Annotated in this window: 14 protein-coding genes; 5 read left to right on the top strand and 9 right to left on the bottom strand. The window is 64.4% G+C overall.

From position 1 onward, the window contains the following. Position 1 precedes the first annotated feature (1 nt). From BLS48_RS20345 to BLS48_RS20325, 5 genes are all read left to right on the top strand, one after another. On the top strand, positions 2–1,027 hold the full coding sequence (locus tag BLS48_RS20345; RefSeq protein ID WP_091581196.1) for a sugar ABC transporter substrate-binding protein: 1,026 nt from the start codon (positions 2–4) through the stop codon (positions 1,025–1,027). Between the two features lie 80 nt (positions 1,028–1,107). Next, positions 1,108–3,231 carry an ABC transporter permease gene (locus BLS48_RS20340; protein ID WP_091581193.1) on the top strand — a complete coding sequence of 708 codons (2,124 nt, stop codon included), beginning with the start codon at positions 1,108–1,110 and terminating at the stop codon, positions 3,229–3,231. Next, positions 3,228–4,283: an SMP-30/gluconolactonase/LRE family protein gene (locus BLS48_RS20335; RefSeq protein ID WP_091581190.1), complete on the top strand. Its 1,056-nt coding sequence runs from the start codon at positions 3,228–3,230 to the stop codon at positions 4,281–4,283. The genes BLS48_RS20340 and BLS48_RS20335 overlap by 4 nt, the downstream gene beginning before the upstream one ends. Next, on the top strand, positions 4,283–5,779 hold the full coding sequence (locus BLS48_RS20330) for a sugar ABC transporter ATP-binding protein (protein WP_091581188.1): 1,497 nt from the start codon (positions 4,283–4,285) through the stop codon (positions 5,777–5,779). Before BLS48_RS20335 ends, BLS48_RS20330 begins: the two co-directional genes overlap by 1 nt. A 222-nt stretch (positions 5,780–6,001) precedes the next feature. Further along, positions 6,002–6,409: a carboxymuconolactone decarboxylase family protein gene (locus tag BLS48_RS20325; protein ID WP_091581186.1), complete on the top strand. Its 408-nt coding sequence runs from the start codon at positions 6,002–6,004 to the stop codon at positions 6,407–6,409. 208 nt (positions 6,410–6,617) lie between these two features. Here BLS48_RS20325 and BLS48_RS20320 read toward each other — a convergent pair whose 3' ends face one another. From BLS48_RS20320 to BLS48_RS20280, 9 genes are all read right to left on the bottom strand, one after another. Beyond that, on the bottom strand, positions 6,618–7,505 hold the full coding sequence (locus BLS48_RS20320; protein WP_167365176.1) for an amidohydrolase family protein: 888 nt from the start codon (positions 7,503–7,505) through the stop codon (positions 6,618–6,620). Then, the gene (locus tag BLS48_RS20315; RefSeq protein ID WP_244529736.1) at positions 7,505–8,623 is read right to left on the bottom strand and encodes a vWA domain-containing protein; all 1,119 of its coding nucleotides are present in this window, start codon (positions 8,621–8,623) and stop codon (positions 7,505–7,507) included. Before BLS48_RS20315 ends, BLS48_RS20320 begins: the two co-directional genes overlap by 1 nt. Before the next feature lie 5 nt (positions 8,624–8,628). Further along, a complete protein-coding gene (locus tag BLS48_RS20310; RefSeq protein ID WP_091581608.1) occupies positions 8,629–9,510 on the bottom strand; it encodes an AAA family ATPase in 882 nt (293 codons plus the stop codon). A 9-nt stretch (positions 9,511–9,519) separates the two neighbouring features. After that, positions 9,520–10,524, bottom strand: coding sequence for a xanthine dehydrogenase family protein molybdopterin-binding subunit (locus tag BLS48_RS36585; protein ID WP_091581178.1), 1,005 nt, complete (start codon positions 10,522–10,524; stop codon positions 9,520–9,522). A gap of 1 nt (position 10,525) precedes the next feature. Next, positions 10,526–11,893 carry a xanthine dehydrogenase family protein molybdopterin-binding subunit gene (locus BLS48_RS36580; protein ID WP_091581176.1) on the bottom strand — a complete coding sequence of 456 codons (1,368 nt, stop codon included), beginning with the start codon at positions 11,891–11,893 and terminating at the stop codon, positions 10,526–10,528. An 11-nt stretch (positions 11,894–11,904) separates the two neighbouring features. Then, positions 11,905–12,387 carry a (2Fe-2S)-binding protein gene (locus BLS48_RS20295; protein ID WP_091581173.1) on the bottom strand — a complete coding sequence of 161 codons (483 nt, stop codon included), beginning with the start codon at positions 12,385–12,387 and terminating at the stop codon, positions 11,905–11,907. A 59-nt stretch (positions 12,388–12,446) separates the two neighbouring features. After that, positions 12,447–13,241: an FAD binding domain-containing protein gene (locus BLS48_RS20290; RefSeq protein WP_091581171.1), complete on the bottom strand. Its 795-nt coding sequence runs from the start codon at positions 13,239–13,241 to the stop codon at positions 12,447–12,449. A gap of 11 nt (positions 13,242–13,252) precedes the next feature. Next, on the bottom strand, positions 13,253–13,696 hold the full coding sequence (locus tag BLS48_RS20285) for an SRPBCC family protein (protein ID WP_091581168.1): 444 nt from the start codon (positions 13,694–13,696) through the stop codon (positions 13,253–13,255). A gap of 131 nt (positions 13,697–13,827) precedes the next feature. Then, on the bottom strand, positions 13,828–14,655 hold the full coding sequence (locus BLS48_RS20280) for an AraC family transcriptional regulator (RefSeq protein ID WP_091581165.1): 828 nt from the start codon (positions 14,653–14,655) through the stop codon (positions 13,828–13,830). Positions 14,656–14,788: the final 133 nt, after the last annotated feature.

Raw genomic sequence — 14,788 nt, 5'->3', positions numbered from 1 at the left:
CATGAAACTGATCAGAACACTCATGGCCGCCGCCACGGCGCTTGCCGTTACCGCCTTCGTGGCGCCAACCTTCGCGGCCGACGATCCAGGCCCGGCCGCCTATGCACAGGCGCTCAAGGGCAAGCGCGTGATGCTGGTGCCGCTGGCGATGGGCTTCGACCTGGCGCAGGGCTGGGCGCATTACCTGAAGAAGGAGGTCGAGGCGTGGGGCGGCACTTTCGAAACGCGCGATCCGAACTGGGTCGTCGATGCCGGCGCGCAGGCGATCACCGACGCGATCTCCTCGGACACCCGGCCTGATGTGCTGATCATCCATGCGCCGGACCTCAACTCCTATTCCAAGCTGATGAAGAAGGCGCAGGCCGCCGGCACCTATGTGCTGTTGGTCGACAATCCCGCCAACTTCCCGGCCGACGCCTTTGTCGGCAGCGACTGGGACCGGCTTGGCCAGCTCGAGGCCGAAGCGGCGATCAAGGGCTGCGGCGAGAACTCGTCGAAGAAGATCGGCCTGGTGCAGGGCGACCAGGCGAACTCGTCGAGCCTCTACCAGTATGCCGGCATCATGAAGGTGCTGGACAAGCATCCCGACTTCAAGGTGGTGGCCAAGCCCGACTCCAACTGGGACGCGACGACCTCGCGCAACGTGACGACGACGATGCTGCAGCAGAACCCGGACATCTGCTCGATCATCGACTTCTGGGATGGTGACGCCACCGGCGCGTCCGCCGCGATCCGCGACGCCAAGCTCGACGGCAAGGTGTTCCTGGTCACCACCGGCGGCGGCGAGAAGGCGGCCGACTGCGACAAGCTGCAGGACGGCACCTATGGCGCGGTGGTGATGACTGATCTTGCCCGCCAGTCGGGCGACATGAACGCGATCATCAAGTTCCTGCTGCAGAGCGGCCAGCCGGCCGGCACCTCGCACACCTACATCTACACGCTGGAGAAGGCGACGACCAAGGCCGACCTCAAGCCAGACAGCTGCTGGGACCTGAAGGCGCTGCAGGCAGAAGCGGCGGCGAAGTAAGCCGCGCCTTTTCGACTGAAATAAACGAGGTGGCCGGAACAATCTGGCCACCTCGTTCCCTCATGGAATAGCAGCCGCCGATGTCCTTTCGCGAACGCCTCCAGTCCTGGCGCTACAATCTCGTGCCCGACCACCTCGTCGGCGAGATCCTGACCAAACGCTGGACCGACAACGCCATTCCGTTCCTGGCGCTGGTGGTGACATTGGCGACCTTCGGCTCGGTCATTCCGGGCTTCTTCAAGCTGACCTCGCTGCAGGAATCGACCCGTCAGCTCGGCGAGTTCTCGATGGTCGTCACCGGGATGACGGTGGTGATGCTGGGCGGCGGCATCGACCTGTCGGTCGGTTCGATCTTCGCGCTGTCCTGCTTTTCCGCCGTCTATGTCTTCTTCATCCTCGAACAGTCGATCTGGCTGGCGCTGGCCGCGTCGATCGCCACCGGCCTCGTCTTCGGCGCCATCAACGGCTATCTCGTCGGGTACCTGCGGCTGCGCGCCTTCCTCACCACGCTGGTCACCTTCATCTTCGGGCGGGCGCTGTTCGATATCCTCGTCACCACCTACGCCGCCGACGTGCAGCTCTCGACCGCCACATCGGATGTGCTCGATTTCATCGGCGACAGCACCTTCTGGGGGCTCTCCGTCTCCGTGTGGCTGGCGATCATCCTGGCCATCGTCACCCACATCGCGCTGACGCGCTCGCGGCCCGGCTGGCATGTTCTGGCGGTCGGCGGCTCCAGGCGCTCGGCCCACAATGCCGGCATCCGCGTGCGGCGCACGGTGTTCATGACCTATGTCTTTTCCGGCTTCTGCGCTTCGATCGGCGGCTTCCTCATAGCCTGCCGACTGAGCGGGGCAGGGCCCGGCACCGGCCTCAACCTCGAGATCATGGCGCTGACCGCGGCGGTGGTCGGCGGCGTCAGCCTCGGCGGCGGGCGCGGTTCGGTGATCAAGGGCCTGATGGGCGCCATCATCGTGCTGACCATGACTAACGGGCTCATCCGGCTTGGCTACGGCACCGGCACCAACCAGATGGTGCTGGGCATCATGCTGGCCGTGGCGGTGACCATCGACATCCGCTGGCTGAAGAACCGCCACAAGGTGCTGAACGAGGTCTATGTCGCGCCTGTCTACCTCAAGATGGGCGCGACACAGTCGGCCGCGCCCGGCTCCGGCACGCCCTACGAACTCGACAACAGGTTGTCGGCAGCCGACCACATCGGGCTTGGTGAACTGGAAGGGCCTGAAGACGTCATCCTCGACCGCGACGACAATCTCTATTGCGGCACGCGGCATGGCGAGATCGTCCGCTTCTTCGCGCCGGATTATGTCAGGTCGGAAGTCTTTGCCCATATTGGCGGCTTTCCGCTTGGCCTGGCCTTCGACAAGGCAGGCAATCTGATCAGCTGCGTCGGCGCCATGGGACTCTATTCCGTATCCCCGGATCGCGAGGTGAAACGGCTGTCGGCCGAGACGTCGCGCTCGTGGACTTCGATCGTCGACGATGCGCGGCTGCGTGACCCCAATGATTGCGACATCGCCCCCGATGGCCGCATCTATTTTACGGACTCCACGAAGCGCTATGATGCGCATGATTGGGCGCTGGACTCGATCGAGAACCGCGCCACTGGCCGCCTGCTGGTCTATGACCCGAAGGACGGTTCGACGAAGACGCTGCTCGATGGCTATCGCTACACCAACGGGGTTTGCATGGCGCATGACGGCAAGTCGCTGTTCTTCGCCGAAAGCTGGGCCTGCCGGGTGCATCGCTACTGGCTGGAAGGGCCAAAGGCCGGCACCGCCGAATGCGTCATCCGCGACATGCCGGGTTACCCCGACAACATCAACCGGGCGTCCGACGGCAACTACTGGATGGCGTGGCTCGGTATGCGCACGCCGAGCTTTGACCTGTCGCTGCGCCACCCCGACATGCGCAAGCGCATGACGCGCCGGCTGCCGCAGGACGAATGGCTGTTCCCCAACATCAACACCGGCGGCGTGGTGAAGTTCAACGAGAAGGGCGGTATCGTCGAGGCGATGGGCGACCTCCCAGGCGGTGCGCATCCGATGGTCACCTCGATGCGCGAACACAAGGGATATCTGTTCGTCGGCGGCATCCTCAACAACCGCATCGGCCGCTACAGGATTTCGGGCGCCGACCCGAACTGGACCAGCCCCGCTTCCTATTGGGGGGCAAGACCATGATCCTCGATCCGATCCTGGATATCTTTCGCGGCAGGGCCGTTACCATCCCGCCGCTCGACGGTGCCTTCCGTCCCAACACGCGGCTGGATGATGCGCCGGCATTCGCCGAACTGTCCGAGCCGGACAATCTGCTGGTCTCCGGTGACAGGCTGATCGCCTCCAGCGGCAACGCCATCTATTCTATTGGTGTCGGCGCCGCGCCCGTCGTGGTCGAGACCTTTCCATCTCCCGTCAGGGCGCTGGCGCTGTCACCATCGGGCGAACTGACGGTCGGGCTCGAAAGCGGCAAGCTGCTGATTGCCGGCAAGGAGGTTGCGCTGTCGGCTGATGTGCGCTGCATCACGGCACTTGCCTACGCTAACGATGGTACGCTGTGGCTGGCCAACGGCTCGGCCGAGCATGCGCCGTCGCAATGGGCCGCCGACTTGATGAAGAAGGGCGCGTCCGGTTCGCTGTGGAGGCGGGACGCGGCGAGCGGTGCATTCCGCAAAGTCGCCGGTGATATTGCCTTTCCCTACGGCTTGCATCCCATCGGCAAGGATGTGCTGGTCAGCGAGAGCTGGCGCCATCAGCTTGTGCGGTTCGATGGCGAGACCGGCAACCGCTCGAGAGTGCTGGCGCATCTGCCCGGCTATCCCGCGCGCCTTTCCCCATCCCCCGATGGCGGGGCTTGGCTGACCTTGTTCGCGCCGCGCAACCGGCTGATCGAATTCGTGCTGCAGGAAACGCATTACCGGCAGGACATGCTCGAACAGGTGCCGCCGGCCTACTGGATCGCGCCGGCGCTGGCTTCCAGCCGCAGCTTCCTCGAACCGCTGCAATGCGGCGGCATCCGCACCATGGGCATCCACAAGCCGTGGTCGCCGAGCCGCTCCTACGGGTTGGTGGTCAGGCTCGACCGGGAGATGCAGCCGCAGTTCAGCCTGCACAGCCGCGCCAACGGCACGCGCCACGGCATCTGCAGCGTCGCCGAGAAAGACGGCCGGCTGTTCATTGCCTCCAGGGGCGGCGACTGCGTGCTGGCGATCGACCTCGCGTCGGGAGGTTTTTGATGGAACCGATCGTCCGCCTGGAGAATGTCACCAAGACCTATCGCGGCGTGCCCGCGGTGAAGAATGTCAGCTTCGAATTGCGCAAGGGCGAGATCCACGCACTGCTCGGCGAGAACGGCGCCGGCAAATCGACGCTGACCAAGATCATCGCCGGCGTGGTCGATGCCACCTCCGGCAAGATGTTCCATAAAGGCGCCGAGATCGCTTACGCCTCGCCGCATGCCGCCCTCGAGGCCGGCATTGCCATGGTGTTCCAGGAAACCAGCCTGGTGCCGTCGATGACCGTGGCGCAGAACCTTTATCTCGGTACTGAAAAATTCCTCAACCGGCTGCGCGGCACGTATATTTCAGCACAGCAGTTCCTGCAGTCGCTGAATTTTCCGGTCGATCCGAACGCAATGGTGGCGACGCTGGGCGCGGCCAAGCGGCAGATGGTCGAGATAGCGCGCGCCGTGCACCACAATGCCGAGATCATCATCTTCGACGAGCCGACGGCGACACTGACGCCCGAGGAGAAGCGCCACTTCTTCGCGCTGATCCGGCGGCTGAAGGCGAGCGGCGTTTCCATCGTCTTCATCAGCCACGCGCTGGAAGAAGCTCTGATGATTGCCGATCGTATCACCATCCTGCGCGACGGCGAGCTGGTGATCACCGACGACACGTCGGCCTTCGACCGCGACAGGATTGTCGCCGCCATGGTCGGGCGCACCTTGTCGGGGCAGATCTACCGGCAGCGCGATGAGGCGAAGCTGCGCAAGGCCGGCAAGAAGGTGCTGTCGGTGCAGGACATCTCGATGAGCAATGTCGTGCGCAACAATTCCTTCTCGATCTTCGAGGGCCAGATCACCGGCGTGTTCGGCCTGATCGGCTCGGGTCGAACCGAGACGTTCAAGATCGTCTCCGGCATCTACAAGCGCGATTTCCTGCGCGGTGGCGCCATCGAGCTGGACGACAGGCCGGTACGCTATCTCGTGCCGAGCGAGGCGGTGGCCGACGGCATCGTCTATGTCACCGAGGACCGCAAGAGCGAAGGCATCTTCGAGACGATGGGCATCGCAGAGAACCTGTTCGGCGGGCTGCTGGCGGCGGGCCGCGAAAAGGCCTGGGTGATCAACGCGCAGGAGATGCGCGCCCTTTCGGACGAATGGACCAAGACGCTCAACATCAAGGCGATCAACGACAATGCGCGCGTCGTCGAGCTTTCCGGCGGCAACCAGCAGAAGGTGGTGATCGGCAAGGGGCTGGTGCAGCAGCCGCGCATCGTCATCTTCGACGAGCCGACGCGCGGCGTCGATGTCGGCGCGATCGCCGAGATCCACCAGATCATCAACCGGCTGGCCGATGAGGGCCTCGCCGTCGTCGTCATCTCGTCCTACCTGCCGGAGATCATGAACCTGTCCGACCGCATCCTGGTCTGCCGCCAGGGCCGCATCGTCGAGGAGTTTTCGCCGGCGGAGGCGACCGAGGAGAAGATTATGTATGCGGCCGTTCACTAGAAGATTCAGGTGAGGCCGGCCTGCAAATGGCGGCTTCCTGCGCTTCCGGTGCTCACGTACGAAAAGTACGCTCCGCTCCGGTTCTCGGAAGCCACCATTTTCGACTCGGCCTGACCTGAATCTCCACGCCAGCGCTAGAAAAGTGAATCGGACGAGTGGATTGGCCGCGATTGCTCAAGACCCGATTCAATTCACACGACGATCAAACAAAGGAAAAACGCCATGGCCGCCACAAGACTTCTCAGCGACGCCGAAGTAGAAAAAATCCCGGCGGTGAAGGCGGTGTTCGACGACATCCGTGCGACGCGCAAATCCGATTTCGTCAACAATTTCTGGCGCGGGCTGGCCAATGATCCCCCGGCGCTGAAGCGGATCTGGGAACAGCTGAAGGTGGTGATGGTCGCCGACAGCGCCATCGACCCGCTGACCAAGGAGATGATCTACATCGCGGTGTCGACCGCCAATGGCTGTTCCTATTGTGTCCACTCGCACACGGCGGCGGCCCGCGCCAAGGGCATGACCGACGCGCAGCATGGCGAGCTGGTGTCGATCATTGGCCTGGCGGGGCAAACCAACCATCTGGTCACTGCAATGCAGATCCCGGTTGATCCGCAGTTCGAGGTGAAGTGAGGCGCCTATTCTTCTCCCCCTGTGGGAGAAGGTGGCCTCGCGAAGCGAGGTCGGATGAGGGGTGTTGGAAGGATCGCGACATTGAAGAACTAAGCGCTTAAAATCCCTCGATTTTTTCACGTCGTGTTTCCTCCAGCACCCCTCATCCGTCTCGGCGCTGCGCGCCGATCCACCTTCTCCCACAGGGGGAGAAGGGAAGTGCGCGCTCCTATACCGGCCTGTAAATGCGCTCAGCCGTGTTCCAGAAAATATCAGCCTCCGCCGCCGCGCCATGCCTGGCCACCGCATCCCGGTGCGCCTTGATCAGCTCGGCGTGGCTGGTCCACAATTTCTCGATCGGGAAGTTCGAGCCGAACATCAGGTGGTCGCTGCCCAGGATGTCGATCGCATTGTCGACGATGTAGCCAATTAGCGCCGGGTCGTTGCGATGGACGAAGGTGCCGAGGCCGGACAGCTTGGCGTAGAAATTGGGCGCGGCCGAAAGGGTGCGCAGGCCGGCTTTCCAGGCTTCGGTGGTTTCCGGCTCCATGCCGGTCAGCATGCCTGCGTGGGTAAGGATGAAATTGGTCTGTGGGTTCTCGCCGACCAGCGTCAGCCCGTCCTTCATCTGCGCTGGGAAAAGCTGCAGGTCGAAGGACAGGTCGTAGTCCTTCAGGCGCGCTATATTGGCGCGTACCTTCGGGTCGATGACCTGGTCGGCCGAAGCGGCGAAGCGGAAGGCCGGCGTCTCGTGCCAGTGCAGTTGCATGCGCACGCCGCGCAGCAACGGATATTTCTTCAGCCTGTCGACCTGCGGCCTGATATCGTCGACGGTCATGTCGGTATAGCCGACAATGGCATGCGGCCAGCCGGTCTCGTCGGCGGTCTTCTGCAGGAAGGCGACCTCCTTCTCGAAATCCTCCTTGGCCCAGTTGGTCTGGACATAGACGGCCTTCTCGACGCCGGCGCCCTGCTGATCGGCCAGAAACTCCTCGATCGGGTAGTCGCGACGGATCGGCTCGTAAGGGCCGAAGATGCGCGGCACCATCGGTCCGACCAGCCAGGGCTGGTCCTGCTGGCGCCAGATGTGGAAATGCGCGTCGATGGCTTTCTGCATCATGAAACCCTCTTCCAGATTACCGCCGCCGCTGGAGCTGGGCGGGCAAGCGACAGGATGAAATCGGTGAGACCGGCGAGCGACGAGCCGTCGACGAGATCGTCGAGCACCGGCAGGATGGCGCGAAGTGCCGCCGTTGCCGGCCGGAAGCGTGGGTCGCCAGCCAACGGTGTCGCCAACGAGAGCCGGAAGGCGCGGGCGCTCAGCCGGCGCATCGCCGTCTCCAGCTCGGCATGGTCGCCGCGCTCCAGCGCGTCGGACAGGATGACGACGGCAGCGCCGCGCGCGAAGGCCGAGAAGCGCGGCACCGAGAGGAAGGCCAGTAGGGTTGGCCCCATTCTGGTGCCGCCGTCCCAATCGTCGACCAGGGCCGCCGCACGCGCCAGCGCCTGGTCGCGGTCGCGGATGCGCAGCGCTGACGTGATGCGGGTCAGCCGTGTGCCGAAGGTGAAGATCTCGACGCGATCCCCACCTTGCACAGCGGCATGGGCGAGCTTGAGATAGTCCGCAGTGTGCAGCTTCATCGAGCCGGAGACGTCGATGAGCATCAGCAGCTTGCGCGGCACGGTCTGGCGGCGGCGCAGCAGCGGCGAGGGGACGTCGCCATCGGCGCTGACGATTTCCCTCAGCGACCGGCGCAGGTCGAGCTTGCCGCGCGCGTGGGTGCGCACGGTGCGGAAGGAGCGGCGGGCGGGCAGGGCGGAAGCGAGCTTGCGTTGAAAACCGGTCAGCCTGTCGTCGTCGCGCTGGAAATCGCGCATGCTCAACTGTTCGGCGCCGGAGGACAGTTCACCGCCTTCCTGCTGGCTGACCTCCTCGATCTCTTCCTGATCCGAGCCGCCATCATCCTTGATGCGGGTTTCCTCGTCGGCGTCGCCTTCGATCACGGCCGATGTGTCGCCGTAGAAATGGCTTTGGAAATGCGCCTCGAATTCGTCGCGGCGGTCGGGTGGCGGTGCGAGCGTAGCAAGGGCGGCTTCGCGGATATCGGCCATCGAGCGCGGCCCAAGCAATGTCACCGCCTGCATGAAACCGGAGACCTGCTCGGGCGCGACGGCGAAGCCAAATCGGCGCAGCAGCCGCCCGAAATCGAGGAAGGGCCCGGCGGCGTGGGGCAGGGCGCTCACGCCAGCGCCTCCTCGACGATCTGGCTAAGCTCCGGCGCGATGTAGGAGAGGTCTTCCTCATCCTTGATCAGCACGCCAATGGCGCGGCGGAACGCTTCCGGCCACGGGCTACCGCCCTTTTCCAGGATGGTGGCGGCATTCGCCCATTCGACCGCTTCGGCGATGCCGGGCGGCTTGGCGAGCGGGCGTGCGCGGATGGTCCGCACGGCTGCCGCCACCGCGCGTGCGGTGGCTTGTGCGACATCGCCGGCGCGCAGCATGATGATGGCGGCCTCGCGCTCGGCGTCGGGATAGCCGATCCAGTGATAGACGCAGCGGCGGCGCAGCGCCTCGGCCAGTTCCCGGGTGCGGTTCGAGGTCAGGATGACGATCGGCTGCGCGGCTGCGCGGATCGTGCCGCGCTCGGGAATGCTGATCTGGAAATCGGACAGGAATTCCAGCAGCAGCGCCTCGAATTCATGGTCGGAACGGTCGATCTCGTCGACCAGCAGTACGCGCTGCTCCGGCGCCCTCAGCACCTGCAGCAGCGGCCGGGCGATCAGGAAACGGTCGTCATAGATGTCGATTTCCTTGTCGCCGGCATGGCGGATGGCGAGCAGCTGGCGCTGGTAGTTCCATTCGTAGAGCGCGTGCGCGGCATCGATGCCTTCGTAGCATTGCAGCCGCACCAGGTCGCGGCCGAGCAGACTGGCGATCGCCTTGGCCGCTTCCGTCTTGCCGACGCCGGGCGCGCCTTCGAGCAGCAGCGGCTTGCCCAGCCGGATGGCCAGGAAGATGGCGGTGGCCAGGCTCTCATCTGCCAGATAGCGCGAGGCGGCGAGGTGTTGCGCCACCGCCTCCGGCGAGGTCGCGACAGTGTCGGCGTTCACCTCGGTCATTGTCAGCACTCAATTCGGTGCTTGCGCCTTGAGCGCGCGCAGGATGCGTTCCGGTGTGATCGGCAGCGTGTCGATGCGCACGCCGACAGCGTCGAAGACGGCATTGGCGACCGCTGGAATCTGCGGATTGGCGCACATTTCGCCCGGTCCCTTGGCGCCGTAAGGTCCGTCGGCCGAAGGCCGTTCCAGCACGATGATCTCGGTTTCGGCAAGATCGCCTGGACCCGGCATCAAATACTGGTTGAAGTCAGTGCCGCCATGGTCGCGGTTGGGGTAGTAAGGCTCGGTCGTCTCGTAGAGCGCGTGGCTGATGCCCATCCACGAGCCGCCGACGAGCTGCTGCTCGACCATTTTCGGGTTCAGCGCGCGGCCGATCTCGAAAATGTTCTTCACTGTCAGTACGGTGACTTCGCCAGTCTCGTCATCGACCTCGACCTCGGCCACGGTGCAGGCGTGGGCATAGCAGGTCGACGGCTTCATCGCGCCGGTCTCCTTCTCCGGATAGGAACGCGGGATCAGGAACATGCCGCGGCCGGAGATCGAGCGGCCGCGCTTGAAATGCGCCGACAGCGCGACATCGAAGATCGAGATCGATTTCTGCGGGGCGCCCTTGACCAGGATGTTGCCCTGGCCGTCGGTCTCGAGGTCGGAGGCGTTAACCTCCAGTTCCTCGGCCGCCACTTCCAGCATCACCTGGCGCGCTTCCCTGGCGGCCTGGATGACGGCGTTGCCGGCGCGGTGGGTGCCGCGCGAGGCAAACGTGCCCATGCAGTGCGGGCCGGTGTCGGTGTCGGCGGTGTCGACGACGACGCGGTCGGTCGGCACGCCGATTGTCTCGGCGCAGATCTGCGCCATGATCTGCTTCATGCCCTGGCCGAGATCGACCGATGACAGCGTCACCATGAAATTGCCGGTCGGTGTCGAATGGACCAGCGCCTGGGTTGGATCGCCGCCGAGGTTCATGCCGGTCGGATAGTTGATCGCGGCGACGCCGCGTCCGCGCCTGATCGCCATCTCAAGCTCCCTTCGCGTAGGAGGACATCGCCATGTACTTCTCCGCCACCGGCCAGTTGGCGGCGCGCGAGGCTTCCTGCATGCATTCGATCAGCGCCGCCCCCTCCGTCGGCTGGCGATGCGCCTTCATGTCACCGTCGCGATAGGCGTTGATGAAGCGGAATTCGAGCGGGTCCATGCCGATCAGCCGCGCCAGCTTGTCCATCTGCACTTCCAGCGCGAAGTCGCCGATGGTGACGCCGAAGCCACGCATCGCGGAGGAGGGCGTGCGGTTGGTGTAGACGCAATAGGTGTCGATCCAGACATTGGGGATCGTGTAGGGGCCGGGGTAATGCCCGGCGCCTTTCTGGGCGCCATAGGGCGAGTGGCGCGAATAGGCGCCGGCATCGGTATAGCCGGTGACTTTGCGTGCGACGATGCGGCCGTCCTTCATGACGCCGTCCTTGATGACCACCTTTTCTGCGGCGCGCGGCGAGGAGATCTGCATCTCCTCTTCGCGGCTATAGATGAAGGAGACCGGCCGGCCAGTCAGCTTGGCGCCGAGAATGGCGATCGGCTCGACGATGACGTCGACCTTGCCGCCAAAGCCGCCGCCGACGGTGCCGCCGACGAAATGCAGTTTGTTGCCGGGCATCTGCAGGATGATCGAGGCATTGTCGAGGGTGAAGAACATCGCCTGCGTGTTGGTGTAGCAGGTGAAGCGGTCATTGCCCTCGGGCGCGACCACGCAGCCGGTGGTCTCGGTCGGTGCATGCTCGATCGGCGAGGACTGGTAACTTTGCTCCAGCACACAATCGGCGCCGGCAAAGCCGGCCTCGACATCGCCGAAGCGCACCTTGCGGCACTCGCCGCTGTCATAGAGATAGTAGTTCTGGCCGTGGTATTCGTTGACCAGCGGCGCGCCGGGCTTCAGCGCCTCCTCCATGTCGAAGACGGCCGGCAGCACCTCATAGTCGACCTTGACCTTGGCAGCGGCCTCTTGGGCGGCGCGCTCGGTCTCGGCCAGCACAGCCACAACGGCCTCGCCCTTCCAGCGCACCTTGCCGTCGGCCAGCACCGTCTCGTCCTCCGGCCCGATCTGGATCAGGATCAGGATGGTGTAGACATTGTGCGGCACGTCCCTGGCGGTCAGCACCTTGACCACGCCCGGATGTTTCTCGGCCTCCGACGTGTCGATCGAGCGGATGCGGGCATGGTGATGCGGGCTGCGCACCATCTTCAGGTGCAGCATGCCGGGGAAATTGCGGTCGGCGAAAAAGGCGGTCTTGCCGGTGACGTGGCCGGGGGAATCCGAACGCGGCCGTGGCTGGCCGATCTCGTGCAGATCGTCCTTGCGCATATCGGCGAAGTAGTTCTTGCGCAGTTCCATGGTTGCTTCCCTCACGCCGCGTTCTGCGAATTGGCGCGGGCCGCAAGCAGCACCGCCTGGATGATCGACTCGTAGCCGGTGCAGCGGCAGATGTTGCCCGAAAGCGCCTCGACCACCTCGTCGCGGCTGGGATTGGGCGTGTGGTCGAGCAGCACCTTGGCAGCCATGATCGTGCCCGGCGTGCAGAAACCGCATTGCGTGGCGAAAGTGTCGAGGAAGGCGCGCTGCACGGGATGCAGGACGCCACCTTCCGAAAGCCCCGATGTCGTGGTGATCGCTGCGCCATTGCAGGTCTCGGCCAGCGTCAGGCAGGAGAGCCTGAGTTCCCCGTCGATGATGACGGAGCAGGCGCCGCAGGTGCCCTGATGGCAGCCGCCTTTCGGCGAGGTGTCGCCGATCTTGTCGCGCAAGGCGTTGAGCAGCGTCGTGCCGCTGTCGATGAATTCGGCCTTTTCAGAACCGTTGAGCGTGAATTGAACCGGGACCTTTGCCATGTTTCCTCCTTGCGCGCCTGCCCGAACAATCGGACAGACGCGCGCCCCCCGACAGGTGATTAGCTGAGCAACAGCCGGCGCAGATGGACCGGCAGGACTTCCGCGCGATACCAGGCGCTGGCGATCGGATCGGTGATCGGCGAGGTGCCTTCACCGGCGGCGGCCAGCGCCGGTGCGATGCCGTCCTGGTCAAGCCTCCTGCCGAGCAGTGCCTTCTCCGCCGCCTTGGCGCGTATTGGCCGGTCGGCCATGCAGCCAAGCGCGATCCGCGCCGAGGACACGGTGCCGTCACCAGCCTGTTCGAGCATGGCGGCGATGCTGAGCACCGAGATGCCTTTCGGCTTGACCCGCGACACCTTCAGGAAGCGAAAATCGCCAGCCTTCGGAACGGTGAAGCCGACCGAGGTGACGATGGCGCGGCTGCCATCCCGATTGGCCAGGAAGGTCTCGATCGGCGTTTCGCCATCGTCGGTGCTGACCGTGGCGCCAAGCGCCAGCAGGGCAACGGCGAAATCGCCATAGGGTGCCGGTGCGAACAGGTTGCCGCCGACGGTCGCCATGTTGCGGATCGCCGGGCCACCGACGGCACGGGCGGCCCTGGCAAGGGTGCCGAGGTCCGGATGACGGGCGATCGCCGCCATCGTCACCGAAGCGCCGATGCGGACCTTGCCGCCGGTAACCTCTATGGCCGAGAGGGCCGGGTCGGTCGACCTGATCAAGCCGGAGACCGAAATATCGCCTTCATTGGCCGCGCGGACCACGAGTGTACCCCCGCCGAAATAGCAGGTGCCCTGGGCCTTCAGCGCCACGTTGGCGTCTTTCACGGTTGCAAAAGTCTGCAGCGCCAGCGCCATGGCCCGCTCCCTCAGCTCTGCCCGGCGAAATGGCTCTTCAGGGCGTTGAAGCCGCCCTGGAAGACATTGACACCCATGCCCTCGGCCAGCTTGTCGGCTTCCTCGGGTGCCGCGTCGAAGCTGGCGGTCCATTCGGCATAGGTGCGGTCACCATCGGTCACGCGCCGCAGTTGCAGTGTCGCCTTGTGGTTGGTCAGCGGCTGCGGCGTCTCGAGGATGGAATAGCTGACGAGAAAATTCGGATCGGAGAAGTCGAGCAGCTTTTCACGGATGCGGGCGCCGCTGGCGAGCTGGAAGTTGCGCACGCAGCCGATCGTGCTGGCGTCCTTGCCGTCCTCGATATGGCTTTCGACCATGCGCGGATGCCAGCTCGGCAGTCCGTTGAAGTCGCGTATGCGCGCCCAGACCTTTTCGACCGGCGCGTCGATGACGCTGGAGATGGTGACTTTCGCCATATGGATGTTCCCTTGCAATGCGACAGTTGGGCAAGGGTAGGACGGCCATCTCAGGGGCGCTTATCAATGCGTCTTGAGTGCATATCAATCAGTCTGAAAAACGGGGTGGTCTCGAGAAGCGGCGTGGCTGGCTAGGCGATCGCCCGCGCCGCCTCGCGGTAAAGCGTCGGCGGCACGCCGACATGGTCGCGGAAGAAGCGCGAGAAATTGCCCTGGGTCGTGAAGCCGAGATTGCAGGCGACCGAGATCAGCGGCTCCTGCGACCATTGCAACTGCCGCACCGCTTCTTCCATGCGCAGCGTGTTCCAGTAGACATTGGGCGTCAGGTTTGTCTGTTCCTTGAACAGGGCGAAGAAGTGCGGCCGCGACAGGCCGACGCTGCGCGCCACCTCGTCGAAGCAGATGCGCTCGCAGACATTGGCCCTCATCAGCTGGATTGCCTTGCGGACGCGGAAATCCTGCATGGTGTTTATGCGGATGCGCGCCTCTTGCGGCGCCGAGGCGTCGGCTGCATCGAGCACGCTGTCGATGAAGCGTTCAATCTCATAGTTGGCGACATCGTCGACGCTTTCATTGTCGCTGAGATGGTCGAGCAGGTTGGCGGCGGCCTGGTGTAGCCACGGCTCGAGGTTGATTGCCGCCTGTGAAAACAACGGCGCGGATGAAGGCAGGTCGCGGCGGCGGCGAGCCCAGTCCGGATCGATGTAGAAGGCGAGGAACAGGCCCGGCGTGCCGTTCTGCGACAGGACGTGGCTGTGCGGCTGGAAGGAGTTGATGCCGGCGGCGATGCAAGGTCCGAGCCGTACCGTCTCGCGGCCGACGGTCATCTCGCCGGCGGTGCCTTCGAGCCAGATAATCAGATGTGCCTCGCCATGGGCATGGGTGACGAAGTCGCTTGCGACATTCAGGACAGAAACATGTCCGAACCGGCCCCAGTAGAGCCTGATCGCTTCCGTCATGGGTATATCCTCCCGCAGACGACTGGCCTCCCTTCGCCTGCAGTGGGGATTGTGCGGCCGAGTTCGGGCGCGCGTCAAGGCGGGGTCGCCATGCGGACACCCGCAGCGGGCCATGACAGAGGATTTTCAGACT

The organism is Mesorhizobium qingshengii (assembly GCF_900103325.1).
In the GTDB taxonomy this organism is placed as follows: domain Bacteria; phylum Pseudomonadota; class Alphaproteobacteria; order Rhizobiales; family Rhizobiaceae; genus Mesorhizobium; species Mesorhizobium qingshengii.
Note: the sequence above shows the minus strand (reverse complement) of the source record. Positions and strands in the feature narration are given on the sequence as shown.

Coding starts and splice junctions, on each gene's coding strand:
- BLS48_RS20345 (WP_091581196.1), top strand. CDS start 2: ATGAAACTGATCAGAACACTCATGGCCGCCGCCACGGCGCTTGCCGTT.
- BLS48_RS20340 (WP_091581193.1), top strand. CDS start 1,108: ATGTCCTTTCGCGAACGCCTCCAGTCCTGGCGCTACAATCTCGTGCCC.
- BLS48_RS20335 (WP_091581190.1), top strand. CDS start 3,228: ATGATCCTCGATCCGATCCTGGATATCTTTCGCGGCAGGGCCGTTACC.
- BLS48_RS20330 (WP_091581188.1), top strand. CDS start 4,283: ATGGAACCGATCGTCCGCCTGGAGAATGTCACCAAGACCTATCGCGGC.
- BLS48_RS20325 (WP_091581186.1), top strand. CDS start 6,002: ATGGCCGCCACAAGACTTCTCAGCGACGCCGAAGTAGAAAAAATCCCG.
- BLS48_RS20320 (WP_167365176.1), bottom strand. CDS start 7,505: ATGCAGAAAGCCATCGACGCGCATTTCCACATCTGGCGCCAGCAGGAC.
- BLS48_RS20310 (WP_091581608.1), bottom strand. CDS start 9,510: ATGACCGAGGTGAACGCCGACACTGTCGCGACCTCGCCGGAGGCGGTG.
- BLS48_RS36585 (WP_091581178.1), bottom strand. CDS start 10,524: ATGGCGATCAGGCGCGGACGCGGCGTCGCCGCGATCAACTATCCGACC.
- BLS48_RS36580 (WP_091581176.1), bottom strand. CDS start 11,893: ATGGAACTGCGCAAGAACTACTTCGCCGATATGCGCAAGGACGATCTG.
- BLS48_RS20295 (WP_091581173.1), bottom strand. CDS start 12,387: ATGGCAAAGGTCCCGGTTCAATTCACGCTCAACGGTTCTGAAAAGGCC.
- BLS48_RS20290 (WP_091581171.1), bottom strand. CDS start 13,241: ATGGCGCTGGCGCTGCAGACTTTTGCAACCGTGAAAGACGCCAACGTG.
- BLS48_RS20285 (WP_091581168.1), bottom strand. CDS start 13,696: ATGGCGAAAGTCACCATCTCCAGCGTCATCGACGCGCCGGTCGAAAAG.
- BLS48_RS20280 (WP_091581165.1), bottom strand. CDS start 14,655: ATGACGGAAGCGATCAGGCTCTACTGGGGCCGGTTCGGACATGTTTCT.